This window comes from Streptomyces qaidamensis, assembly GCF_001611795.1.
Classification (GTDB): Bacteria; Actinomycetota; Actinomycetes; order Streptomycetales; family Streptomycetaceae; genus Streptomyces; species Streptomyces qaidamensis.
On the sequence record NZ_CP015098.1, the window covers coordinates 6,704,552 to 6,729,055 of the forward strand.

Sequence of the window (24,504 nt, forward strand, 5' to 3'; positions counted from 1 at the left end):
GGCGGTCCTGCGTCGTGCCCGCCGACGGGCCGCCGGCGCCGGTTCGCGGCGCTCTTGCGTCAGCCGAGCCCCGGTCCGGCCGAGCCGGAGAGCACCTCCAGATCGCTCTTGCGGACCCGGATCACCAGCCATGCAGTGGCCAGGGCGAGTACGGCCATCGCGGCGGCCGGGATGAAGGCCGTCGAGATGCCCTGGGCCAACACCTCGTGCCCCCACGGCGCGGGCAACTGCTGGGTCCTGGCTAACTCCGCCTTCTGTTCCGCGGACCCGTCGGCCATGAACTGCGGTAGCTGCTTCTCCGCCTCGTCCTTGGTGGCCGTGCCGAAGACCGTCGTCAGGATGGACAGGCCCAGCGATCCGCCCAGTGCTGTGTCGTGTTGAGCAGCCCGGACGCGGCACCCGCCTCGTGCGGAGCGACACCGGAGACGGCGGTCAGCGTGAGCGTGACGAAGTTCAGCCCCATGCCGAAGCCGAACACCAGCATCGGGCCGAGGACCCCGCCGACGTACGTGCTGTCGGAGCTGATGAGAGCCTGCCAGGCCAGTCCGATCATCGCGAGCGCGGAGCCCACGAGCATGAAGGGCTTGGGGCCCAGCACCGGCAGGAAGCGCTGCGACAGACCCGCGCCCAGGGCGATCACGACCGTCACGGGCAGGAAGGCCAGCCCGGCCTCGATCGGGCTGTACCCGAGCACGTTCTGCACGAACAGCACGATGTAGAAGAACATGCCGAACATCGCCGCGGCCAGACTCAGCATGATCACGTACGTGCCCGAGCGGTTGCGGTCGGCGAACATCCGCAGCGGGGTGATCGGCTCCTTGGCCCGCCTCGATGATCGCGAAGGCCAGCAGCAGCACCACAGCGGCGGCGAAGGACCCGATGGTGAGGCTGTCCCGCCATCCCTCGTCCGCAGAGCGTATGAAGCCGTAGACGAGAGACGCCATGCCCGCGGTCGAGGTCACCGCACCAGCGATGTCGAAGCGGCCGGTGTGACGTTCGGACTCGCTGATGTAGAGCGGAGTGAGCACGGCTATCAGCACGCCGATCGGCACGTTCACGAAGAGCACCCAGCGCCAGTCGAGCCACTCGGTGAGCATGCCGCCCGCGAGCAGGCCGATGGCGCCACCGCCCGCCGAGACCGCGGCGAAGACACCGAAGGCCCGGTTGCGCTCCGGACCCTCGGGGAACGTGGTGGTGATGAGCGCCAGCAAGGTGGGCGAGGCGCCCCGAACAGTGAACGCAAGCGTTCACTTGCGACGTCGTCGTGCGGCACGTCCCCTTTGTGTGGCCGCCCGATGTGGCCTCATCCCCGGAATGCCCGCTTCCTCTGCTCGTTGGAGAGAGTCAGATGGTTACCCCCGGCTGGGCGGACGCCCCCGCTCGGACAGCCGCCCGCCGCCGCGGCGTGGTACTCGAACGCGCCATCCTCGAGGCCGTGCTGGATCAACTCAGCACGGTCGGCTGGAACGGCCTGACGATGGAAGGCGTCGCCGCCGGCGCCCAGACCGGCAAGGCCGCGGTCTACCGGCGCTGGCCGTCCAAGGAGGACCTTGTCGCCGATGCCCTGCGCGCAGGGCTGCCGGAGTTCGACGCCACGCCGGACGAAGGGGGCGTGCGCGAGGACCTCTTGGCGCTGTGCATGCGAGCTCGTGACGCCATGTTCTCCCGCCCTGGTTTCGCACTTCGCTCGGTGATTCACGAGTGCGACACGGCGCAGGTCGAACGCTTCCACGGTGTGATCTTCGAGGGTGTCGTGGAGCCCACCATGAGGATGTTGCGGGAGGTCGTCGAGCGGGGGATCGAGCGTGGTGAGGTGCGCCCCGAAGCTGCGAACGGTTACGTCTTCGACGCCATACCGGCGATGATGATGTATCGCTCGAAAATGTGCGGCTGTGAATGGCAGGATCGTGAAGTCGAGGAAATGATCGACAAGTTGATGGTTCCGCTGCTGCGGCCGCACAGTTCCTGAGGCCGGGGCCGAGGGGCCTTGCGTCGCGGCCGGACGTGCCCCGCGCTCCGGTCGGCCGATGCCCGAGGCCGGGTTGTTCGCGGGCCGCGGCGGACCGGGGTGTCGCGGGCGGTTCCGGGCGGCGTAATCTAGGGGCGCCATGCCGTACGAACCGCCTACTCACACCGTCGAGCGCTCCCTTCGAGCCACGACCGGAGCGAAGATCGTTGCAGGTGTCGACGAGGTGGGGCGCGGCGCGTGGGCCGGTCCCGTCACCGTCTGCGCGGCGATCACCGGACTGCGCCGTCCCCCCGAGGGGCTCACGGACTCGAAGCTGCTCACCATCAAGCGACGTACCGTCCTCGCCGAGGAACTTCGGACCTGGGTGACGTCGTACGCGCTGGGGCATGCCTCCCCGGAGGAGATAGACGCCCTGGGGATGACGGCCGCGCTGCGGCTCGCGGCGGGGCGTGCGCTGGACGCACTGCCGGTGCGTCCCGACGCGGTCATCCTCGACGGCAAGCACGACTACCTCGGTGCGCCCTGGCGGGTCCGTACGGTGATCAAGGGTGACCAGTCCTGTGTGGCGGTCGCGGCGGCCTCGGTGATCGCCAAGGTCCAGCGCGACAAAATGATGGCCGAACTGGGTATCGACCATGCAGACTTCGGTTTTGCGGACAACGCCGGGTATCCATCACCCGTGCACAAGGCCGCACTGGCGGAGCGGGGCCCCACCCCCTACCACCGGTTGTCGTGGGCGTATCTTGATGCGCTGCCCCAGTGGCGGCACCTCAAGAAGGTCCGCAACTGGGCGGATGGAAGTGTTCCGGAGATCGAGGGTCAGCTCGGCTTCGATTTCTGACGGTTTCGTTCGCACGCATGCGCCACCCGCCGACGCGGGCCGTACCAACGTTTGATAAATATCAACTCATGCCTCTCATTCCCGAGGAGCCTCAGATTCACGAGAGTGCCCAGGGTCCCCGCGCCACGCCGGCCAGCGGCCGTACCGCGCCGACCCCCCGTCCCGTACCCGGCCCCCGTCCCGCGGCTCCGTCGCGTCCCGGTCGCCCCGGCCCTCTCCGGCCGGCGCCGCCGATGCAACGCACGCCGCGCGACGTGGCCGCCAAGCCCGCTCCGTCGGGTCCCGCCGCTGGCGCGACCGCTCCGGTCACCCCGCAGATCCAGCTGATTCCGGCTTCCGTGGAGGGGGCGCTCGACGCCGCCGAGGAAGCCGTGGACCTGCTGCTGGACTCCGGTCGTGCCCCCGGTGACGTGCTGGTGATCACGACCGGGGAGCAGCACCCGTGGGCCGCCCACGAGCTGTCCTTCGGTGAAGCCTCCTACTGGGCTCAGCACGACGCCGGCGACGACGTCTTCTACACGGATGTCACCATCGCGGCCCGTGCCGCGTCGCGTCCGGTGGTCGTGGTCGCCGTCAACGGCGGTCCCGAGGACGCAGCCGCGAGTGCCCTGTCCGCGGCTCACTCCCGGGCCGGCGCCCTGCTGATCGTTTGCGGTGACCCGCAGCGGATCAACTCGGTGCTGGGCGCGGGCGTTTGAGTCCATGCCACGGCGCCCGGTAGGGCGCTGGGGGCTGACTTCAGGCGCCGCTGCGGCGGCGCCGCACGGCGGGCTGTTCACCGTGCCCGGCGGGCGGGAGGCCGTGCTCGCGTGAGGCCTGGCGGTCGGGGAAGCGCTTCCGTTGCTGCGGCAGACCGCCGTGCGGGCGGTTCGGCCGGGTCAGGGTTCAGATGTGCTGGTTCCGGCCGCCCGCCCAGCCGTCGTCGTGTGCGTGCGAGGGGGCGCGGTCGACCGGCCGACAGCCCGGATCGGTGCGGAACGGTCCGCCCGGGACTCAGCGTGCCGCCGCCGCGCGGCGCAGCACCTCGGAGGCGCCGCCGGTGCGCGGTATGGGTGGCGGTGCCTCCGACGTGGCGAACGGCTCCGGTGCCGAGGCCGAGTGAGGGCGGCGTCCGCCCCGGTCCTCGCCCAGGACCTGCCAGCCGTCACGAGTCAGCGTGATGTACGCCCCGCAGCGCAGACCGTGCAGGGTGCACGCGTCGCGCAGCCCCCACATCCACGCGCCGTCCTCCTCCGTCCAACGCGCGTCGCCCTCACGGCAGTAGAGCAGTACCGCGGTGCGCACCGGCGTGCGGCGGCGCAGGTCGTGCGGGATGACCCGGCGCAACTGCGCAAGGAGTGCGTTGCGGAACATCCAGCCGTCGGCCGGGGCCGGACGGCGCACGAACGAGGCGCTCGCCCGCAGCCGCTCGTCCGGGTCGAGCACGGCGACGACAGCGGTCGCGGGCTGCGGGTGGTGACGGGCATGCAGTCCGCTGACGATCTCACGAGGGTTGCGCAGGAGTGGGATCCCGGCGGCGGCCCATTCCGCGGGTTCGAGCAAGCGGTTGGCGGAAGCAGCGGACGTCGACGCCGCTGCCGAGGCCGGAGCGAATCCGAAGGTCACGGTCCTCCCTTCGGCTACGCGCCCACACTGCGGGCGGGGTCGGATTCCTGGGAGCGCGCACCGCAGCGAAGCCCTACCGGAGCGGCCGGCGAGCCGTGCGGGAGCAGACCTCAATTCTTCCTGTCGAACTTGAATGCGGCAACGAGCAATTGAGGCAGCCGACCGTTATCAGATGATGCGCGGCTAATATCCCCACCGTATGTGTCGCCGGACCACCCATGGGGCGTTCGAGCACGACACGTTCGTACGCCATGGGGGTGTACGGCGTCCAGAGGCGTGCACCGGGGCAGCCGCCCCGGCCCGGGGTCGACGTCAGCCCTGCACGGCCAGCACCAGTGGCAACACCCCCTGCGCGCCGGAGCGTCGGAGCATGCGCGCCGCGACCGCGAGGGTCCAGCCGGTCTCCGTGTAGTCGTCCACGAGGAGGACCGGGCCCTGGGCCTCGGCGAGGGCGGCGGCGAGGGCGGGCGGCACGGCCAGAGCCCCGTCCAGTGCCTTCAGTCGCTGGGCGCTGTTGCTCCGGGAGCCCGAGTGCGCGTCGCCGGTGTACTCGACGGCGCCCAGCAGCGGCAGCCGCCCGATCTCGGCGATGCGCGCCCCGAGGGAGCCGATCAGCTGCGGCCGCGTGCGCGAGGCGATGGTGACGACGCCGGCCGGGCGAGGCCCGGCCTCCGGGGCGCCCGGGGCCCAGCCGCCGGGCCCCCTGGCCCAGTCGGCCAGTACGTCGACCACGGCCTTCGCCACGTCGTCGGGCACGGGCCCGTCGGGGGCCTGGGGCGCAAGCATGGGCCGCAGCCGGTTCCCCCACCCGATGTCCGACAGCCTTCCCAGCGCGCGTCCCGACGCGGCCTGTTCGCCTGCCGGGATGCGGCCCTTGAGGTCCACTCCGATCGCCGGCAGTCCAGTGGGCCACATGCGTCGGGGCTCCACTTCGACACCTGCCCGGCCGAGGTCCACGCGCGCGGCGTCGAGCGCCTCCTCGGACGTGTCGGCGGTGAAGCGCGGACCGGCGCAGTTGTCGCAGCGACCGCACGGTTTGGCGGCCTCGTCGTCCAACTGGCGCTGCAGGAACTCCATACGGCAGTCGTCTGTCGACGCGTACGCGCGCATGGCCTGCTGCTCGGCGTCGCGCTGACGTGCCACCCACGCGTACCGCTCGGCGTCATACGTCCACGGCTGCCCGGTCGCGATCCAGCCGCCCTTGACGCGCTTGACCGCCCCGTCCACGTCGAGGACCTTGAGCATGGTCTCCAGGCGGGACCGGCGGAGCTCCACCAGTGGCTCCAGGGCGGGCAGCGACAGGGGCTTCTCCGCGTGCGCGAGGATGTCGAGCGTGCGGCGCACCAGGTCTTCGGAGGGGAAGGCGAGCGATGCGAAGTACTTCCAGATCGCCTCGTCCTCCTTGCCCGGGAGCAGGAGCACCTCGGCATGCTTGACGCCTCGCCCCGCGCGGCCCACCTGCTGGTAATAGGCGATGGGGGAGGAGGGCGAACCCAGGTGCACCACGAAGCCCAGGTCGGGCTTGTCGAAGCCCATCCCGAGCGCTGACGTGGCGACCAGCGCCTTCACCTTGTTGCCGAGCAGATCTTCCTCGGCCTGCTGGCGGTCGGCGTTCTCCGTCTTGCCCGTGTACGACGCGACCGTGTGCCCCCGCTGTCGCAGAAAGGCGGTGACCTCCTCGGCGGCGGCCACGGTAAGGGTGTAGATGATTCCGGACCCCGGCAGTTCGTCGAGGTGCTCGGCCAGCCAGGCCATACGGTGCGCGGCGTCCGACAGCCGCAGGACGCTCAGGCTCAGGCTGTCCCGGTCGAGCGGGCCCCGGAGCACGAGGGCGTCCGAGCTGCCGCCGGTTCCGAGTTGCTCCGCGACGTCGGCCGTCACGCGCGCGTTGGCCGTAGCGGTGGTAGCGAGCACCGGAACACCGGGTGGGAGATCGGCGAGCATGGTGCGCAGCCGGCGGTAGTCCGGCCGGAAGTCGTGGCCCCAGTCGGAGATGCAATGGGCCTCGTCCACCACCAGGAGCCCGGTGGCTGCAGCGAGCCGGGGCAGGACCTGGTCGCGGAAGTCCGGGTTGTTGAGCCGTTCGGGACTCACCAGCAGAACGTCCACCTCGCCCGCGGCGATCTCGTCCTGAACGGCTTCCCACTCCTCGGTGTTGGAGGAGTTGATGGTCCGGGCGTGAATGCCGGCCCGAGCTGCCGCCTCGACCTGGTTCCGCATGAGCGCGAGCAGTGGGGACACGATCACGGTCGGGCCACTGCCCCGGGCCCGCAGCAGCGAGGTCGCCACGAAGTAGACCGCGGACTTGCCCCAGCCCGTGCGCTGGACGACCAGGGCACGGCGTCTTTCTGCGACCAGCGCCTCGATCGCCCGCCACTGGTCCTCGCGCAGCCGGGCCTCCCCCGAGACGTCCCCGACGAGACGGGTGAGGACAGCGTCGGCCGCCGCCCGGAGTTCCGCGTTGCTCGTGTGCTCCATGCGTTCCATACAACAGGACCGCACTGACATCCGGAGCGGCGCACCGCGAGCTTGTGGACGCGCCGGCCTGAGCTGACGTGTTCCTGATCGAACTTATCCACAGGGTCAAGCGGAGGTTTGGGTTCCGCGAGATCGTCTTCGCATGACGAACCACAGCGAAACGACCGGATCCCCCGAGAACGGCGACATCACCGGGCCCGAAGCGCAGAGCGGGCGGAAGAACGGTGAAGAGGAGAAGAAGGCAAGCGACACGTCCCGGCTGCACGCCTCCACCCCCGCGTACGACAGCCACGGCGGCGAGCACCAGGTCACACTGCGCACTCCGGCCGAACTGGCCGACGCTCTGCCGTACCTGCTCGGGTACCGCCCTGAGGACAGCATCGTCCTGGTCGCTCTGCACGACAGCGACGGACGCGGGCGGTTCGGAGGCCGGGCCCGTCTCGGTATCCCCGCGAACGCTGACGACTGGCCGTCCGCGGCGCGGCAACTGTCCCATGGCCTCGTGACGGGCAGCGAGCGCCGAGGCGCACGGCCCGAGTCGATGGTCGCCTTCCTGTGCCAGGAACCGGAGAAGGGCCAGACCGGCCGGCAGGTGATGGAGCGGCTGAGGCCCCTGGCCCAGAGGCTGCGCGTCGAGTGCGGTTCCCTCGATGTGGTGGTGGTCGAGGCGCTGTGCATCTCCGAGGGCCGGTACTGGTCGTACTGCTGTGACAACGCGACATGCTGCACCCCCGAGGGAGCCGCCATGGGCCTGCCCGGCACCTCCGTGCTGGCCGCGGCGGCCACCTACGCCGGTATCCAGGTTCGCGGCACACTGCGGGAGCTCCGGGCCCGGCTGCTGCCCTGGGAGAACGCCGCGGCCCTTGAGCAGGAGGCCGCCCTGGACGCCGCCAGCATGGCCCTGGTGCCGAAAATCCTGGACGACGCCGGCCGTGCCGCCGTGGCCGACGAGACGCTGGAACTGGCTGGGAAGATCCTGGACCGCTTCGCCGAGGCACAGCCCGTGACCGGCATGCTCCTGGCGGATCTCCGCGACGACGAACTGCTCGGGTACGACGAGGCCGCCCGGCTGATCCTCGGCCTCCAGGACCGAGCGACCCGTGACCGCGCGGCCGAGTGGATGGAGGGCGATGAAGCCGGACACGCCCTTCGCCTCTGGCGGACACTGGCTCGGCGCTGCGTCGGACCCTACGGAGAGCATGCCGCTGCGCCGCTCACCCTCGCCGGCTGGGTCTCCTGGTCCACCGGCGACGAACTGGAGGCCCGCGAAGCCCTCGCCATGGCCCTGGGCGCCGATCCCGACTACCTCTTCGCCCGGCTTCTGCACCAGGCCTGCAACGAAGGTCTCGACCCGGAGTCGATCCGCAACTGCCTGCGAGCGGAGCGGAAAGGCCGTGGATCCGCGGTGGCCGATCTCATGGAAACACGGGCGGCCGGTGACGCGCCGGACGGCCGCGAGACGACGGTGGCGCGTGAAGTCGAGCCACACGACAAGCCCTCACCGGCAGCGATGCCGTCACGCCGTCGCCGCCGCTCTCTTCCTGCCGATTCCGCCGGCTCAGCCTCCGGCCGTACCGGGGCGGAAGACCGTGACACGGGTGCCCGGGCTCCCCGGCGGCGTCCATCCGTGCGCACCACACACCCTGCCGGGGCCACCGAAACCGGTCCTCGTCCCGGCCGTGCGACCAGGGCGAGTACCGCGCGATCGGGAAGCGTGCGAACGGGCGGCACGCGGGCGCGTACGTCGAAGAAGGCGGCCGTGCCCGGCCGGGACACGGGCCAGGAAGGTCCACAGCCCGGCCACGGCAAGGACGGCGAGGAGTGAGCCCTCGTCCGGAGCCTTCGAGGTTCATGGGCCGGTCCCAGGGCGTGACTCGGAGGACGGTCCCACCGTTCACCTGAGTGGCGGAACGGCCGGACGGGCCATGACGCCGCACTGCCCCTGCCCCGTCGGATCCCTCCGGCACCGGCGCCGAACCTGATCCAGGCGCACCGAGCGCAGAGGAAGCCATCCCATGCAACAGCCGACTCCGCCCTCCGCCGCCGACGACCGTCGCCCCCAAGGAGGCCCCCCACCGCCTCTCGGATCGGGTCTCGGCCCGCCGGGGGCCGGGGCGCCGAGGGCGGGGGACCAGGTCGTCCCTCCACGGCCGGCGGCACGTCTCGACGGATACGGACCACGGTTCCCCGGCAGCACGTCCTTCCCCTCTGCACCCACCGGCCCCGACTCGCGGCCGCCCTCGTCGCCCGGCCCGGGTCGATCGTCTCCCCGGTGGGCGGGCCAGAACCGGCGCCCCGGTGCGGGGTCGGGACATGGCTCAGTCGCACCGCCCTTTGCTCAAGGACGGACTCCCTCACCCGGGGGGCACCCGTCTGCGTCCTCGCCCCGGGGAGCCACGATCCCCGGACTGCGCTGGTCTGCCGACCTGCCCCCCGCCCACACCGCGATGATCTGTGTCGCCCTTCCCGGCCTCGCCATCTCGACCGAGGAAGGGCAGCTGACCGGCCGCGGGCTGGAGGGGTTCTACCGGGCCGGCCGGCGCGTGCTCTCCCGGTGCGAGCTCCGCGTCGCCGGACGAGAACCCCTCGCGGTCCAGGCCCGGATGGTCACGGCCGACCGCGCCAGGTTCGTGGGCACACTCCGCACGTCACCCCAGGCAGGCCCGGACCCGGACGTGATCGTGGAACGCAACCGCTTCGCTGACGGCACGGAGCGGATCACCCTGCACAGTGCGGCTTCCCGCCCCTTGCGGCTGCCGGTCGAGATCGTCCTGGGCACGGACCTCGCCGATCTCGGGGCGATCGCCTCCGGGCGTGCAGGGCCCGAACTCCCCGCCAGTGTCCACGGCTCCGGCCTGCGCTGGTCCTGCGCCACCGGCAACGCGTCCGTCACGGCCGAACCGCCTCCCGCGGACGCCCTTGCCTCGACGGGGCTGCTGCGGTGGGAGCTCGACCTGCCACCCGGCGGCAGCAGAACCGTCGAACTGCGGGTGCGGCCGGACGGCGCAGGGCCCCTCCGAGCCGTGGGACGAGCAGCGACCAGCCCGCTGGCCGCCGCGCATGCGGAGGGCGACGACCTGAGAGTCCCCGCCCTCCTGCGGACGAGCGTCGAGGACCTCCAAGCGCTCCTCCTGCGTGACTCCGCGAACCCCGCCGACACTCATCTCGCAGCCGGGGCCCCCTGGCGCTGCGGTCTGGCCCCCGCCGACGCGCTCGCCGCCGCCCGGATGGCACTGCCGCTCGGCACCGGCCTCGCCGCGGGAACGCTGAGGACCCTCGCCCGGACCCAACTCCCCGGCTCTGGGGCACAGGCCGGAATGATCCCAGGCCCTCGACGGGACGCCGGGCCGCACCTTCCGCCGCAGTGCACCGGCACAGAGGCCACCCTGCTCTTTCCCGCTCTGCTCGCCGAGGCCCGCCGCTGGGGTCTTCCCGACCAGGAGACGGAAGAGCTGCTGCCCGCCGCCGAGCGCTGCCTGGCCTGGCTGCGAACCACCTTGGGCGACGGCCCGTACCTGCGCGATGTGAACGAGGGCGGGTCCGTCCGCTGCGAGACACAAGCCCACGCTCACCGTGCCGCGCTGCTCGGCGCCGACCTCCTCGACGCCTGCGGCCGGGAAGGGGGAGCGGCACTCCGGCAGCGGGCGCAAACCCTACGGACCGCATTCCGAGAGGACTTCTGGGTCGAGGATCGCGGGGGCGGCCGACCCGCGGCGGCCCGCAGGCCGGACGGCAGCCCGGTACCCCACCTGGGCGCGGCCGCCGTGCACCTTCTCGACACGGGTCTGCTGGGCGGAGGCGAGCCGGCACCCGGCCTGCTCGACAAGGTCCGGACCGAGCATCTCGCGCGGTTGCTCGGCAGCCCGGTCATGGACTCGGGGTGGGGTTTGCGCGGACTGGGCGCGAAGGAACCGGGATTCAATCCGTTCGGCCACCGTGCAGGAGCCGTACGCATCCAGGAGACCGCACTCGCCGTAGCGGGACTGGCCGCCGCCGGCTACGAGAAGGAAGCGAGCTCGCTTCTGCGCGGCGTACTCGTGGCTGCCGAGACCTTCTCCTACCGGCTGCCCGAGATGTACGCGGGGGAGCAGCGTACGGAAGGCGGCGCCCCGCTCCCGCACCCGGCAGCCTGCCGCCCCGCAGCCACAGCGGCGGCTGCGGGAGTCCTGCTGCTGACCACCCTCGCCGGCATCCGCCCCGACGCCCCGGCCGGGACGGTCACCCTGCGTCCCGTGCGCAGTGCGCCCCTCGGGGAGGTCGGCTTCACGGGACTGCGCGTGGCGGGCGCTCCGTTCTCCGTACGGGTCAGCCGGCTGGGGCTCGCCATGGTCGAGGAGGCTGCCGACGAGCTGCAACTGGGGGTGTGACGTGCGACGACGTGCCATTTCCGGACCGGATGGCAGGCGCTGTGGTCCCTACCGGACCGAAGTGGATCAGTAAGCGACGGGACTGGCGAAGGCTGTGTTTATCGTCAGGCAGACGACTATGATCGCCGCATGCCCTACGACCCGTCAGCGTTTCCTCCCTTCGCCGTCACCGTGGACCTGGTCGTGCTGACCGTGCGCCGCCATGCCCTGTGCGCGCTGGCGGTACGCAGGGGCGAACCGCCGTTCCAGGGGCGCTGGGCGCTGCCCGGCGGTTTCGTACGGGCTGATGAAGACCTGGCGCAGGCCGCGGAACGCGAGCTGGCCGAGGAGACCGGACTGCGCGTCCACGACCCGTCCGTCCCGGCGCAGGACAACGGCGCACATCTGGAGCAGCTCGCCACCTACGGAGATCCCAAGCGGGACCCCAGGATGCGGGTCGTCAGTGTCGCGCACCTCGCTCTCGCCCCCGACCTGCCCGCGCCCAGAGCCGGCGGGGACGCCAGCAACGCGCGGTGGGCCCCGGTCGAGGAACTGTTGCAGCAGGGCGGCTACGGGCGGGACACCGAGACGGTCGCGCCGCTCGCCTTCGACCACGCACAGATCCTCGCGGACGGAGTGGAGCGAGCCCGCTCCAAGATCGAGTACTCGTCGCTGGCCACCGCCTTCTGCCCGCCCGAGTTCACCGTCGGGGAACTGCGCCGTGTCTACGAGGCGGTGTGGGGCGTGGCGCTCGACCCGCGCAACTTCCACCGCAAGGTCACGGGTACACCCGGATTCCTCGTTCCCACCGGCGGGACGACCACCCGCCAGGGCGGACGCCCGGCCCAGCTCTTCCGAGCCGGTGGCGCGACGCTGCTCAACCCCCCGATGCTGCGCCCCGAGGTGTGAGCGGCGGGCCGGCGCGTGCTGCGCCGGCCCCGGAACTCGACCTGCCCGCAGCCCGGTCACGGTGAGAGGCAAGCCTGAGGCAGGCCTTGCATGCCCGAAAAAACGGACATAGCGCGCTATCTTGCTGCGAGTGATCCACGCCTTCGGACTGACCAGCAACCCCCGCAAGGAGCTTCCGCCCGCAGCCGACGACGTCTCCTTCGAGGCGAGGGCGGGCCGCATCACCGCGCTGCTCGGAGCGCCGGGCTCCGGCAAGACGACGGTTCTCAGACTCATGCTCGAACTGCAACAGGGTCGCGGCGTCACCCACTTCCGGGGCCGTCCCCTGCACCGGATCGCTCATCCCTCGCGTGAGGTCGGTGTGCTGCTGGGCGACGTGCCGGGGCACCCCGCCCGCACGGTCCGCGGGCATCTGCGCATGCTGTGCTCTGCCGCCGGGGTCCCGGTTCGGCGTGCCGATGAAGTCCTTGAGGCGGTCGGGCTCGTGAGCTTGCGCGACGAACGCCTAGGCACCCTCTCCCGCGGCATGGACCGGCGCCTGGGCCTGGCCTGTGTCCTCCTGGCCGACCCGCACACCCTCGTCCTCGACGATCCGGCCGGCGGACTGTCCACTCGCGAGAGCACCTGGCTGCACGGCATGTTGCGCGCCCACGCCGCCCAGGGCGGCACGGTCCTTTTCACCACGACCGAACCCAAGGAGGCCGCGCGCACCGCCGATCACGTCGTCACTCTCGAACAGGGCAGGCTCGTGGCCGACCAGGACGTCGCGGAGTTCTCACGCACCCGCCTCCGCCCCCGGGTCGCCGTACGCAGCCCGCACGCGGCCCGTCTGGCGGCTCTCCTCGCCAAGCAGGCCCGCACCTCACAGCGTTCGGTCGAGGTCGTCCGAGAGGGCGGCAACCGTCTCTCGGTGTACGGCGGTACCTGCGCGGACGTCGGCGAGGTCGCCTTCCGCAACGGCATCGTGGTTCACCAACTCGCCGACGAGATCGGAGACATGGGGCCCGGGGCGGGCTCCCCTCGGACAGGTGGGCCGCGTGACCGGGCTCTCGCCGCAGCACGGCACGTCACCGGAACGCACCGGACGGACCGTACGCCGCGGCCCGCAGAAGCAGCGTCGTCTCTCGACCCGTCGAGAGTGCTCGTGACCGATCGCACGGCCTTTGCGACTGGGTCGCGGTCCACGCTTGAGCCGGGATCGTTGTCAGGCGCACCAGAGCACGGCGCACCAGAGCACGGCGCGCCAGAGCACGGCGCGCCAGAGCACGGCGCGCCAGAGCACGGTGCGCCAGAGCACGGCGCACCAGGGCACGGCGCACCAGGGCACGGCGCACCAGGGCACGGCGCGCCAGAGCACGGCGCGCGAGAACCAGGCACGTCCGAACAAGGCACGTCAAAACAAGGCGCAGCAGAGCAAGCCGCACCCAAGCAAACCGCAGAGCCGTCGCCCTCCTCCGCAGACCCTGCGGTCCTCTCCACCGAGCCGCGGCCCACGCTGGAGCCGCGATCCGGCATGGGCGCGCAGGAACCGGGCCAGGACGAGCCATCGCCTTCCTCCGGGCACCCGCACCCTGCCGCCGAGCCGCAAGAACTCCTGGACGCCTCCGAGACCAGCCAGTCAAGCCGCGGACCTCTGGCGGAGACCACGCCCTTCCCGCCCCGAACGCTGCTCCCTGCCGGCACCCGCGCCGCCCGCACGCTCGACGCGCTGCCCCCTCTGCCCCCCCCCATCTCCGTCCGCCCCGCACCGAGCCCCCTCCGCCCCCTCCGCTACGAGATCCGCCGTGCCGCCGGGATCGGCACCGGGTTCCTGACCGGGGCCGTCGTGCTCGCCGTGTCCGCGGTGATCGCCGTCGTGCTCGCACGCATCGGCCACACGCCTCAACCGCGCCTGCTGGCCGCATGGCCGCGGGAGCTGCCCCTGCCACCCGCGGCACTCGGCGCGGGACTGCTCGGAGCGCTGGCCTTCGGCGACGAGTTCCGCCATCCCGCGCTGGCGGCGGACCGCGGCACCGTGCCCCGCCGGCTGGGGCTGCTGGCCGCCAAACTGCTCGTCTCCTCGGCCACCGCGCTGGTGCTGGCCGTCCTGACCGTCGGCTGCGACGCCGAAGTGCTCTATCTCGTCTACGGACAAGAGCTCGCACAGGTTCCCGCCGACTGGCTTCCCATGAGTGCGAGTTGGATCGGACTCGTGGTCGGCTGCGCCTGGGCCGGCGTACTCGCCGCCGGTGTATTCCGGTCCACCACCGCCGGACTCGCCGCCGTCGCGGCCGTCCCCCTCCTCGTCGTACCCGTCGTGCACCAGCTCGTGAACGGACCGTCCGTGCGAACCGCGGCCGGACTGCCCATGCGGCTGCGAGAGGCGCTCCTGCCGCGATGGCCCTTCGGGGGAGAGCGCTACCTGGAAGCCGTGTTCAAGGTGATCTCCCAACCCGTGGGCGGGGCACTGACGTTGTCGCTGACCGCGCTGCTCTGCGCGTATCTGCTGACCGGCCTGCGCAGCCGAATCCGGTGACGACTGTCCGTAACCCTTGGTCCAGCCATGCCCACAACTCCCCGCAGAACGCCCATTTCTTTCCGATAAGGCGTCAATTGCGACGGGGTGAGCGATCACCCTTTCGTGTGCTTTTCACCAAAGACCTCAAGGGAGTTGGAGAGGAGGCCGACAAAGGATGCGTGAGTACCCTTGCGCACACCATGATGACCGCCGCCCGCTCCGCTGACTCCGGCCTCGCGAGCCCGGGCGAACTCGACCGCTACCCGTACGCCGAGGCGCCCGCCGTCGACCGCATCGGGGTCCCTGTCTGGGACGGCGGGGACCCCGAGCTGGGCCGCGTGGGCCGACGCGCCGCGGGCAGCCGCGGACGCGGGCTGCACGGCCAGCTCGTTCAGCAACTCGGTCAGATGATCGTCTCCGGCGACCTGGGTGCCGACCGCCCGCTGGTGCCCGAGGAGATCGGCCAGCGCTTCGAGGTCTCCCGCACCGTCGTCCGTGAGTCGCTCCGCGTCCTGGAGGCCAAGGGCCTGGTGAGCGCCCGTCCGAATGTCGGCACACGCGTGCGTCCGGTCAGCGACTGGAACCTCCTCGACCCGGACATCATCGAGTGGCGGGCCTTCGGGCCGCAGCGCGACGACCAGCGCCGCGAGCTGAGCGAGCTGCGGTGGACGATCGAGCCGCTCGCCGCCCGCCTCGCCGCCGGGCACGGGCGCGAGGACGTCCAGCAGCGCCTTGCGGACATGGTCGAAATCATGGGGCACGCGATGGCCCAGGGTGATGCGCTCACCTTCTCCCGCGCCGACTCGGAGTTCCACTCGCTGCTCATCCAGGTCGCGGGCAACCGCATGCTGGAGCATCTCTCCGGGATCGTGTCCGCGGCCCTCCAGGTCTCGGGCAACCCGGTCACGGGCTGTGACCGGCCGAACGAGGCGTCCCTGGCGCACCACGGCCGTATCTGCGACGCCCTCGCCGCCGGTGACGGGACGGCGGCCGAGGCGGCCATGCGCCAACTCCTCACGGTCCATCCCGAGGTGGAACGGGTCGTGCCCGCACCGCGCGAGCACTGACCGAGTTCCACGGGCGGCGCGGCCGGGTGCGCCACCCCCCTCCTGTGGCAGTGCCTGATCGGTGATCCGCCTCCCGTCGGACCTCGTGGGATCCCAGTGATCCTGCGGGGTCCGACGGCGCGAAGGGGTCGAACCCGGTGGGGGTGGCCGAGTCGGTAGCGTATGTGACCTGTTATGTCAGCGTCTGACGGTTTTCGTTCGCTTACGGGGTGTGACTCGGGCCACGCGGATTGGGCGTAACGCTCGCGGGAAGAACGCGATGACCTAAGAGGTGACAGCCGCGGAGGGAATACGGACGCCGTTCACGGCGCTGTGCATCTTCCCGGCCCCAGCCCGCGCCGTCGGCCCATCCCCAAGCCGGCGGTCGGCTCCTGTCCACTATGGACGGGGCCGGAAGCCGTTTTCCAACGTTCCGAGAGGTTGTTCGTGTCGGCCAGCACATCCCGTACGCTCCCGCCGGAGATCGCCGAGTCCGTCTCTGTCATGGCGCTCATCGAGCGGGGAAAGGCTGAGGGGCAGATCGCCGGCGATGACGTGCGTCGGGCCTTCGAAGCTGACCAGATTCCGGCCACTCAGTGGAAGAACGTACTGCGCAGCCTCAACCAGATCCTCGAGGAAGAGGGTGTGACGCTGATGGTCAGTGCCGCAGAGCCCAAGCGCACCCGAAAGAGCGTCGCAGCGAAGAGTCCCGCCAAGCGCACCGCCACCAAGACGGTCGCGGCCAAGGCGGTGACCACCCGGAAGGCCACCGCCACCGCCACGCCGGCGCCGGCCGCCGAGCCCGCTGTCGAGGAGGAGGCACCCGCCAAGAAGGCGGCTGCCAAGAAGACGACCGCCAAGAAGGCGGCCACGAAGAAGACCGTCGCCAAGAAGACGGCGGCCAAGAAGACCAGCGCCAAGAAGGACGACGCCGAGGTCCTCGAGGAGGAGGTGCTCGAGGAAGCAGTCCCCGGCAAGGCCGGTGAGGAGCCCGAGGGCACCACCGAGAACGCGGGCTTCGTGCTCTCCGACGAGGACGAGGACGACGCGCCCGCCCAGCAGGTCGCGGCCGCCGGCGCCACCGCCGACCCGGTCAAGGACTACCTCAAGCAGATCGGCAAGGTTCCCCTCCTCAACGCCGAGCAGGAGGTCGAGCTCGCCAAGCGCATCGAGGCCGGGCTGTTCGCCGAGGACAAGCTGGCGAACGCCGACAAGCTGGCGCCGAAGCTCAAGCGCGAGCTGGAGATCATCGCCGAGGACGGCCGCCGCGCCAAGAACCACCTCCTGGAGGCCAACCTCCGTCTGGTGGTCTCCCTGGCCAAGCGCTACACGGGCCGCGGCATGCTCTTCCTGGACCTCATTCAGGAGGGCAACCTCGGTCTGATCCGCGCGGTCGAGAAGTTCGACTACACCAAGGGCTACAAGTTCTCCACGTACGCCACCTGGTGGATCCGTCAGGCGATCACCCGCGCCATGGCCGACCAGGCCCGCACCATCCGTATCCCGGTGCACATGGTCGAGGTCATCAACAAGCTCGCGCGCGTGCAGCGCCAGATGCTCCAGGACCTGGGCCGTGAGCCCACCCCGGAGGAGCTGGCCAAGGAGCTCGACATGACCCCCGAGAAGGTCATCGAGGTCCAGAAGTACGGCCGTGAGCCCATCTCGCTGCACACCCCGCTGGGCGAGGACGGCGACAGCGAGTTCGGTGACCTCATCGAGGACTCCGAGGCGGTCGTCCCGGCCGACGCGGTCAGCTTCACGCTCCTGCAGGAGCAGCTGCACTCCGTCCTGGACACCCTGTCCGAGCGTGAGGCGGGCGTCGTCTCGATGCGCTTCGGCCTCACCGACGGCCAGCCGAAGACCCTCGACGAGATCGGCAAGGTCTACGGCGTCACGCGTGAGCGAATCCGTCAGATCGAGTCCAAGACCATGTCGAAGCTGCGCCACCCGTCCCGCTCGCAGGTGCTGCGCGACTACCTCGACTGAGCGAGGCCGTACGACACGGAAGGCCCGGTTCCCCCGAGGGGACCGGGCCTTCGCAGTGCCGTGCCGCCGCGGGTGCGGTGTTCCACGGGTTGGATCACTCTGGGTGTCCCACCGACACCACGGAGTGAGGAGTGCGTATGCGTCGTCGACTGGCTCGAGCTCTGGTCCTGCCGCTGGCCCTGGCGGCCGCGATGCCTGCCCTGTCCATGGGCTTCAGTGCCCCTGTGGCCGCCGACAGCGTGGTCATAGGGGGCTTTCCCGTCGAGGCGTCCCAGAGCCCGTGGACGGTGGCCCTGTCGAGTCGTGACCGGTTCGGGGGTACGCGCGCGGGGCAGTTCTGCGGAGGAGCGGCGGTCGGCCCCACCACCGTGCTCACCGCGGCCCACTGCCTGGACGAGGACGTCCTGGGCGGGCCCCCGGAGCGCGTACGGGATCTCAAGGTCATAGCCGGACGCACGGACCTGCTCTCCGACCGTGGGGGCCAGGAGATCGCCGTGCGCCGTACATGGGTGAACCCGGCCTACGACGGTGGCAGCAACGCCGGGGACTTCGCCGTGCTCACCTTGGCCGAACCGCTCCAGGGTGACTCGGTCATCGGCATGGCGGCCGACGGCGACCCCGCGTACACGGCCGGTGAGACCGCAACGGTGTACGGATGGGGGGATATCTCAGGCACCGGTGAGTACCCGGACGGTCTGCGGGCGGCACGCGTGCGCGTGCTTCCCGACGCGCTGTGCGAGGACGCGTATCCGGGCGGTATGGACGGCACCTACGACGCCGCGAGCATGCTGTGCGCCGGGGAGGCCGAGGGGGGCCGGGACGCCTGCCAGGGCGACAGTGGAGGGCCGCTGGTGGCCCAGGGGCGGTTGATCGGGCTCGTGTCCTGGGGAATCGGCTGTGGCCGGGCCGGCAACCCTGGTGTGTACATGCGGGTGTCCCACCTCATGCGGACGCTCGGCTGGACACGAGCCTCGGAAGGTGTGTGAGGCGTCCGGCGGAGTCTGGACCGGTTCGGAGGACGAGAAAGGGCGGCTGTCTCTGGTCACCAGAGGCAGCCGCCCGTTCACCGGCCTGTGCCGGGCTGGCTCGTCGTCGGACGCGAGGTGTCAGCGCTCTTCTTCGGAGGCGTTCTCGGGAACGGACGTGAGCCGCTCCGTCTCGTCCTGTATCTCAGCGGCGATCTTCTTGAGTTCCGGCTCGAACTTGCGCCCGTGGTGGGCGCAGAAGAGCAGCTCTCCGCCGCTGAGCAGGACGACGCGCAGGTACGCCTGGGCGCCGCAGCGGTCGCAGCGATCAGCGGCCGTCAACTGGCTCGCAGGGGTCAGAACAGTAGTCACGTCGCCTCTTCTCTAGCTCGACGAGCTGTCGTACCAGGGTCAACATCCAACCAGCCCCAAAACGTTCCCGCTCGTGGCTTTTCCTCGAAAGAATCTTTGCGAGGCGGCTGTCTGCTGCCGGTTGGCGGCGAATGTGCCGTATTGCGTGTCTATGTGTCTTACGGGGCTTCGCGTTGTATCGGTGGTCGGTCCTCCCGGCTGGGTTGCCGGTTGTTCATGAGGACGTGCCCGGAGCCTAAATGGTTCATGCCTGGAAGGGAACGTGATGTGTACTTCACTCCATCGAGGGATCGAACATGCATGCGAGTGTGGACTAGTGTGAGTTTCCGACGAGGGTGGCGTTACAACGGCTCTACCAGGCCTCGGTACCCTCTCACCGGTGACCGAAGCCGCGCCCTTACCCATGAGGGCCCCATCTGAAATTCAGCGAGGAGCGAACCGCGTGACCGCCGAGACGTCCGTGCCGTCCACAGCTCTGCTGGCAGGAGCCGACCGGGACGGTTCCAACTACACCGCGCGGCACCTGCTCGTCCTCGAGGGGCTCGAGGCCGTGCGCAAGCGCCCGGGTATGTACATCGGGTCGACCGACAGCCGTGGCTTGATGCATTGCGTCTGGGAGATCATCGACAACTCCGTCGACGAGGCCCTGGGCGGGTACTGCGACCACATCGAGGTGATCCTCCAGGACGACGGCTCCGTCGAGGTCCGGGACAACGGCCGCGGCATCCCGATCGACGTCGAGCCCAAGACCGGCCTCTCCGGTGTCGAGGTCGTCATGACCAAGCTGCACGCCGGCGGCAAGTTCGGCGGCGGCTCCTACGCCGCCTCCGGCGGTCTGCACGGCGTCGGCGCCTCCGTGGTGAACGCCCTGTCCGCCCGGCTGGACGTCGAGGTGGACCGCGGTGGGCACACCCACGCGATCAGCTTCCGGCGCGGTGTCCCCGGCGCCTTCGCCGGGAACGGCTCCGAGGCGAAGTTCGAGGCCAAGAGCGGCCTGCGCAAGGCCAAGAAGATCCCGAAGACCCGCACCGGCACGCGCGTGCGGTACTGGGCCGATCGCCAGATCTTCCTCAAGGACGCCAAGCTCAATCTGGAGACGCTGCACCAGCGCGCCCGCCAGACCGCGTTCCTGGTGCCCGGCCTGACCATCGTCGTGCGCGACGAGTACGGGCTCGGCGAGGGCGGCAGCAAGGGCGAGGAGTCCTTCCGCTTCGACGGCGGAATCAGCGAGTTCTGCGAGTACCTGGCGAACGACAAGCCGGTCTGCGACGTCCTCCGCTTCTCCGGGCAGGGCACCTTCAAGGAGACCGTCCCCGTCCTCGACGACCACGGCCAGATGACGCCCACCGAGGTCACCCGCGAACTCGGTGTCGACGTCGCACTGCGCTGGGGGACGGGCTACGACACGACGCTCCGGTCGTTCGTCAACATCATCGCCACGCCCAAGGGCGGCACCCACGTCGCGGGCTTCGAGCAGGCCGTGGCCAAGACGATGAACGAGGTGCTGCGCGCCAAGAAGCTCCTGCGCGTCGCCGAGGACGACATCGTCAAGGACGACGCCCTCGAGGGCCTGACCGCGGTCGTCACCGTGCGTCTCGCCGAGCCGCAGTTCGAAGGCCAGACCAAGGAGGTCCTCGGGACCTCGGCGGCCCGCCGCATCGTGAACAACGTGGTCACGAAGGAACTCAAGGCGTTCTTGACGTCCACCAAGCGGGATGCCGCCCAGCAGGCCCGGGTCGTGCTGGAGAAGGCCGTCGCCGCCGCACGCACGCGTATCGCCGCCCGGCAGCACAAGGACGCGCAGCGCCGCAAGACGGCCCTGGAGTCCTCCTCGCTGCCCGCCAAGCTGGCGGACTGCCGCAGCGACGACGTCGACCGCAGTGAGCTGTTCATCGTCGAGGGAGACTCCGCGCTCGGCACGGCGAAGCTCGCCCGGAACTCCGAGTTCCAGGCGCTGCTGCCGATCCGCGGCAAGATCCTCAACGTCCAGAAGTCGTCTGTGACGGACATGCTGAAGAACGCCGAGTGCGGCGCGATCATCCAGGTCATAGGGGCCGGCTCGGGCCGGACCTTCGACATCGACACAGCCCGTTACGGCAAGATCATCATGATGACCGACGCCGATGTCGACGGCTCGCACATCCGCACCCTGCTGCTGACGCTGTTCCACCGCTACATGCGGCCCATGGTCGAGTCCGGCCGGGTCTTCGCGGCGGTGCCGCCGCTGCACCGCATCGAGATCGTCCAGCCGAAGAAGGGGCAGGACAAGTACGTCTACACGTACTCGGACCGCGAACTGCGTGACACGCTCATGGAGTTCCAGAGCAAGGGCATCCGCTACAAGGACTCGATCCAGCGCTACAAGGGCCTCGGTGAGATGGACGCCGACCAGCTGGCCGAGACGACGATGGACCCGCGCCACCGCACCCTGCGCCGGATCAATCTCTCCGACCTGGAGGCCGCCGAGCAGGTCTTCGATCTGCTCATGGGCAACGACGTGGCGCCGCGCAAGGAATTCATCTCCAACTCGGCGGCGACGCTGGACCGGTCGCGGATCGACGCCTAGCCGGAGCGCCGGGCTGTTGCCGGGTCCGGCCGGGGTCTCGCACCCGGTCGGCAGGGTCCGGCCTCGGAGCAGGAGCAGCACGGCGAGCGTGGCCGTCTGGGCCGTCGGTATCGGTCTGCGCGTCGGCCTCTTCGCGCTCGGCACGGCGGTGGGTGTGCACCAGGACAGCTCCGCGTTGCTGCTGGGGCTCGCCGGCACCCTGGTCGTCAGGCCGGAATCCTGGCCCGGCGCGGGCAGTCCCTGCGCCCTGGCGCGTCGTTGAGCGGGGCGTACGGTGACGGCGCGCCCCGGCCCGTGGGGAGGGTATGCGCGTGAAGGGGAACGCCTGGGCCCACTGGCCCTCCCGGGAAGCGCTCAGCCGCGAGGGACTCCCGACCCCCGGTGCGTACTGGCCTGGTCGGTGCATGGCCTGGTCCTGTGCATACTGCTGTGGGGCGCCTTCGCCGGCGGTCACGGGCACGGCTGGAACCCCGCGGTCGCGCTCGCGGACCTGGCGTTGGGCTCCTACAGGTCCCTCATCGACGCCGACCTGCTGACGATCACCGTCAACGAAGTAGGCCTCGGCCTTGCCGGATAGACCCTGTGCCTCGACGCCGAGGTCCGTGGCAGTGCCCAGTCACCAAGACCGGATTCAAGGACCGTGCGCAGGCGGTGCGTTACGCCTACAGAAAGGGACTTGTGCGGCCATCAGCGGGTTAGTCACCTGATGGGGTGAAGTGTGAAGGGAAGGAGAGTCGGGGATCTTCCCGTTCTGTCCATCCTTGGGCATGCAGCCAAGCAAGGGCCGTCCCCACGGCGGCGGGGCCGACCAGGAGAGCCGGACCGAGCCTCTCGACGGTCATGATCCGGTCCCGGCCGCCGGACAGCTCAGGTACGACGATCCCTGGTACGACGCCCTTGCCTCCGGCTGGGGCGAGTCGTCCAGCGACGGGGCGCAGGCTCAACCGATGGTTCCGTCGGCACGGACGCAGGGCGAGACGGGGGCCGCGGCGGCCGACGTGTACCTGGAAGTGCAGCGCAGTGCGGCTTTTCAGGAGGTGCGGCGGCGGTACCGGAAGTTCGTGGTGCCGGCATCCGTGGCGTTCTTCGCCTGGTACGTGGGTTACGTGGTGACTGCCACGACGGCACCGGAGCTGATGGCGCGGCCCGTGGCGGGAGCGGTGAACGTCGCGATGGTGGCGGGGCTCGGGCAGTTCCTGTCCACCTTCCTTCTCACTTGGGCCTACGCGCGGCACGCGCGGCTGCGCAGGGACCGAGCCGCCCTCGAACTGCGGTGGGACACACAGGAACTGACGCGCGGCGTGAGCGGCGGTGGGTCATGACGGAAGAACATCAGACGCTTGCGCTGCTGCTCTTCAGCGCGTTCGTCGCGGTCACGTTGGGGATCACCACCTGGGTCAGCCGCAACCGGCGTGGCTCGGCGGAGGAGTTCTACGCGGGCGGGCGGCTCTTCTCACCCATGGAGAATGGTTTTGCCATCGCCGGTGACTACATGTCGGCCGCGTCCTTCCTCGGGGTCACCGGGCTCATCGCGCTGTTCGGCTACGACGGGCTGCTGTATGTCGTGGGCTTCCTCGTGGCGTGGCTGGTGGTGCTGTTCCTGGTCGCCGAACTGGTCCGCAACTGCGGCCGGTTCACGCTCGCCGACGTCGTGGCGGCCCGGATGAGGGAACGGCCGGTCCGGATCGCGGCGGGAACCTCCTCGGTCACGGTGTCCGTTCTGTATCTGGTGGCGCAGATGGTCGGCGCGGGCAGCCTGGTGGCGCTGCTGCTCGGGGGCACGAGCGACGCGGCCCGAGCTTGGACCGTCATCGGTGTGGGCGCGCTCATGGTGATCTACGTGTCGTTGGGAGGGATGCGCGCGACCACGTGGATCCAGATCGTCAAGGCCGTTCTGCTGCTCGGCGGCACCATCGCACTGACGGTGCTCGTCCTGATGCGCTTCCACGGCGACCTGAACCGGCTGTTGCTCACCGCAGCCGAGCGCAGTGGGCACGGCGGGGCGTTTCTCGCGCCGGGACTGAAGTACGGCGGGGACTGGACCGCCCGCTTCGACTTCATCAGTCTGGGGCTGGCTCTGGTGCTGGGCACGGCAGGGCTGCCGCACATCCTGTCCCGCTTCTACACCGTGCCCACCGCGCGCGCCGCGCGCCGCTCGGTCGTCTGGGCCGTCGGCCTCATCGGCGGCTTCTACCTGATGACGATCGTGCTCGGATTCGGTGCGGCCGCCATCCTGGGGCCGGACACGGTGCGCGCTTCGAACACGGCCGGGAACACGGCGGTTCCGCTGCTGGCGCTCGACCTGGGCGGTGGTGCGGGATCCACCGGCGGGACGGTTCTCTTCGCGATCGTCGCCGCGGTCGCCTTCGCCACGATCCTCGCCGTGGTCGCGGGCATCACGCTCGCGTCCTCGGCGTCCGTGGCCCACGACCTGTACGCGTCCCTGCGGCGCCGGGGCGGGAAGCCGCGCAGCGAGGTGACGGTGGCCCGGGTCGCGGCCGTCGGTGTCGGTGCGGTGGCGATCGCGCTCGGACTGCTGGCGCGGGATCTCAACGTGGCGTTCCTGGTGGGCCTGGCGTTCGCCGTCGCCGCGTCGGCGAACCTGCCGGTGCTGCTCTACTCGCTGTTCTGGCGCGGCTTCACCACACGGGGTGCCGTGTGGGCGGTCTACGGCGGCCTGGTCCCGGCGGTGGTGCTCGTGGTGCTGTCACCGGTGGTCTCGGGCAGCCCCGACTCGCTGTTCCCGGGCATCGACCTCCAGTACTTCCCCCTGCAGAACCCGGGTCTGGTCTCGATCCCCCTCGGCTTTCTCGCGGGCTGGCTGGGCACGGTCACCTCCGCGGAGGTACCGGACGAGGTCAAGCACGCGGAGACAGAGGTGCGGTCGCTGACGGGTGCGGGAGCGGCGTAGCGGGGGTGCCGTC

Annotated in this window: 18 protein-coding genes and 2 pseudogenes; 16 read left to right on the forward strand and 4 right to left on the reverse strand. The window is 70.6% G+C overall.

The window, feature by feature from the left end:
• Positions 1-59 precede the first annotated feature (59 nt).
• A pseudogene (locus A4E84_RS29895) lies at positions 60-1,223 on the reverse strand (MFS transporter); the annotation flags it as partial.
• 125 nt (positions 1,224-1,348) lie between these two features.
• Here A4E84_RS29895 and A4E84_RS29900 point away from each other — a divergent pair.
• The 3 genes from A4E84_RS29900 to A4E84_RS29910 all read left to right on the forward strand — a co-directional run bounded on the left by A4E84_RS29900 (position 1,349) and on the right by A4E84_RS29910 (position 3,508).
• Positions 1,349-1,969, forward strand: a complete 621-nt coding sequence (locus A4E84_RS29900) for a TetR/AcrR family transcriptional regulator (RefSeq protein WP_062929509.1) — start codon at positions 1,349-1,351, stop codon at positions 1,967-1,969.
• Between the two features lie 139 nt (positions 1,970-2,108).
• Complete coding sequence (locus tag A4E84_RS29905) at positions 2,109-2,810, forward strand: ribonuclease HII (RefSeq protein ID WP_062929510.1); 702 nt, start codon at positions 2,109-2,111, stop codon at positions 2,808-2,810.
• Between the two features lie 68 nt (positions 2,811-2,878).
• Positions 2,879-3,508 (forward strand): hypothetical protein, encoded by a 630-nt coding sequence (locus A4E84_RS29910; protein ID WP_079129168.1) that lies wholly within the window; start codon positions 2,879-2,881, stop codon positions 3,506-3,508.
• A 295-nt stretch (positions 3,509-3,803) separates the two neighbouring features.
• Here A4E84_RS29910 and A4E84_RS29915 read toward each other — a convergent pair whose 3' ends face one another.
• Positions 3,804-4,415 carry a hypothetical protein gene (locus A4E84_RS29915; RefSeq protein ID WP_062929512.1) on the reverse strand — a complete coding sequence of 204 codons (612 nt, stop codon included), beginning with the start codon at positions 4,413-4,415 and terminating at the stop codon, positions 3,804-3,806.
• Between the two features lie 312 nt (positions 4,416-4,727).
• Positions 4,728-6,893 (reverse strand): RecQ family ATP-dependent DNA helicase, encoded by a 2,166-nt coding sequence (locus tag A4E84_RS29920; RefSeq protein ID WP_062929513.1) that lies wholly within the window; start codon positions 6,891-6,893, stop codon positions 4,728-4,730.
• A gap of 142 nt (positions 6,894-7,035) precedes the next feature.
• Between A4E84_RS29920 and A4E84_RS29925 the strand changes: the two genes are divergently transcribed.
• From A4E84_RS29925 to A4E84_RS29955, 7 genes are all read left to right on the forward strand, one after another.
• Entirely contained in the window at positions 7,036-8,718 is a 1,683-nt protein-coding gene (locus tag A4E84_RS29925) for a DUF4192 domain-containing protein (RefSeq protein WP_062929514.1), read from the forward strand.
• Positions 8,719-9,340: 622 nt separating this feature from the next.
• The gene (locus tag A4E84_RS29930) at positions 9,341-11,260 is read left to right on the forward strand and encodes a glycogen debranching N-terminal domain-containing protein (protein ID WP_062929515.1); all 1,920 of its coding nucleotides are present in this window, start codon (positions 9,341-9,343) and stop codon (positions 11,258-11,260) included.
• Positions 11,261-11,389: 129 nt separating this feature from the next.
• Positions 11,390-12,148: an NUDIX hydrolase gene (locus tag A4E84_RS29935; RefSeq protein ID WP_062929516.1), complete on the forward strand. Its 759-nt coding sequence runs from the start codon at positions 11,390-11,392 to the stop codon at positions 12,146-12,148.
• Between the two features lie 130 nt (positions 12,149-12,278).
• Positions 12,279-14,663: an ABC transporter ATP-binding protein gene (locus A4E84_RS29940; RefSeq protein WP_063827521.1), complete on the forward strand. Its 2,385-nt coding sequence runs from the start codon at positions 12,279-12,281 to the stop codon at positions 14,661-14,663.
• 161 nt (positions 14,664-14,824) lie between these two features.
• Complete coding sequence (locus A4E84_RS29945; protein WP_079129169.1) at positions 14,825-15,712, forward strand: FadR/GntR family transcriptional regulator; 888 nt, start codon at positions 14,825-14,827, stop codon at positions 15,710-15,712.
• A 426-nt stretch (positions 15,713-16,138) separates the two neighbouring features.
• Positions 16,139-17,677 (forward strand): RNA polymerase sigma factor, encoded by a 1,539-nt coding sequence (locus A4E84_RS29950; RefSeq protein ID WP_062931661.1) that lies wholly within the window; start codon positions 16,139-16,141, stop codon positions 17,675-17,677.
• A 137-nt stretch (positions 17,678-17,814) separates the two neighbouring features.
• Positions 17,815-18,663, forward strand: coding sequence for a serine protease (locus A4E84_RS29955; RefSeq protein WP_062929519.1), 849 nt, complete (start codon positions 17,815-17,817; stop codon positions 18,661-18,663).
• Between the two features lie 120 nt (positions 18,664-18,783).
• Here A4E84_RS29955 and A4E84_RS29960 read toward each other — a convergent pair whose 3' ends face one another.
• Positions 18,784-19,014, reverse strand: a complete 231-nt coding sequence (locus A4E84_RS29960; protein ID WP_031134785.1) for a DUF7455 domain-containing protein — start codon at positions 19,012-19,014, stop codon at positions 18,784-18,786.
• 442 nt (positions 19,015-19,456) lie between these two features.
• On the opposite strand from A4E84_RS29960, the gene A4E84_RS29965 reads away from it, so the two are divergent.
• The 6 genes and pseudogenes from A4E84_RS29965 (at position 19,457) to A4E84_RS29975 (ending at position 24,491) form a co-directional block, all read left to right on the forward strand.
• A complete protein-coding gene (locus A4E84_RS29965; protein ID WP_062929520.1) occupies positions 19,457-21,580 on the forward strand; it encodes a DNA gyrase/topoisomerase IV subunit B in 2,124 nt (707 codons plus the stop codon).
• Between the two features lie 88 nt (positions 21,581-21,668).
• Positions 21,669-21,842, forward strand: coding sequence for a hypothetical protein (locus A4E84_RS41345; protein ID WP_335340839.1), 174 nt, complete (start codon positions 21,669-21,671; stop codon positions 21,840-21,842).
• A 138-nt stretch (positions 21,843-21,980) separates the two neighbouring features.
• On the forward strand, positions 21,981-22,157 hold the full coding sequence (locus tag A4E84_RS43070; protein ID WP_159029637.1) for a hypothetical protein: 177 nt from the start codon (positions 21,981-21,983) through the stop codon (positions 22,155-22,157).
• A gap of 44 nt (positions 22,158-22,201) precedes the next feature.
• A pseudogene (locus A4E84_RS44785) lies at positions 22,202-22,279 on the forward strand (DNA-binding response regulator); the annotation flags it as partial.
• Between the two features lie 68 nt (positions 22,280-22,347).
• Positions 22,348-22,902: a DUF485 domain-containing protein gene (locus A4E84_RS29970; protein ID WP_062931662.1), complete on the forward strand. Its 555-nt coding sequence runs from the start codon at positions 22,348-22,350 to the stop codon at positions 22,900-22,902.
• The gene (locus A4E84_RS29975) at positions 22,899-24,491 is read left to right on the forward strand and encodes a solute symporter family protein (protein ID WP_062929521.1); all 1,593 of its coding nucleotides are present in this window, start codon (positions 22,899-22,901) and stop codon (positions 24,489-24,491) included. The genes A4E84_RS29970 and A4E84_RS29975 overlap by 4 nt, the downstream gene beginning before the upstream one ends.
• Positions 24,492-24,504: the final 13 nt, after the last annotated feature.

Coding starts and splice junctions, on each gene's coding strand:
- A4E84_RS29900 (WP_062929509.1), top strand. CDS start 1,349: ATGGTTACCCCCGGCTGGGCGGACGCCCCCGCTCGGACAGCCGCCCGC.
- A4E84_RS29905 (WP_062929510.1), top strand. CDS start 2,109: ATGCCGTACGAACCGCCTACTCACACCGTCGAGCGCTCCCTTCGAGCC.
- A4E84_RS29910 (WP_079129168.1), top strand. CDS start 2,879: ATGCCTCTCATTCCCGAGGAGCCTCAGATTCACGAGAGTGCCCAGGGT.
- A4E84_RS29920 (WP_062929513.1), bottom strand. CDS start 6,893: ATGGAGCACACGAGCAACGCGGAACTCCGGGCGGCGGCCGACGCTGTC.
- A4E84_RS29925 (WP_062929514.1), top strand. CDS start 7,036: ATGACGAACCACAGCGAAACGACCGGATCCCCCGAGAACGGCGACATC.
- A4E84_RS29930 (WP_062929515.1), top strand. CDS start 9,341: ATGATCTGTGTCGCCCTTCCCGGCCTCGCCATCTCGACCGAGGAAGGG.
- A4E84_RS29935 (WP_062929516.1), top strand. CDS start 11,390: ATGCCCTACGACCCGTCAGCGTTTCCTCCCTTCGCCGTCACCGTGGAC.
- A4E84_RS29955 (WP_062929519.1), top strand. CDS start 17,815: ATGCGTCGTCGACTGGCTCGAGCTCTGGTCCTGCCGCTGGCCCTGGCG.
- A4E84_RS29970 (WP_062931662.1), top strand. CDS start 22,348: ATGCAGCCAAGCAAGGGCCGTCCCCACGGCGGCGGGGCCGACCAGGAG.
- A4E84_RS29975 (WP_062929521.1), top strand. CDS start 22,899: ATGACGGAAGAACATCAGACGCTTGCGCTGCTGCTCTTCAGCGCGTTC.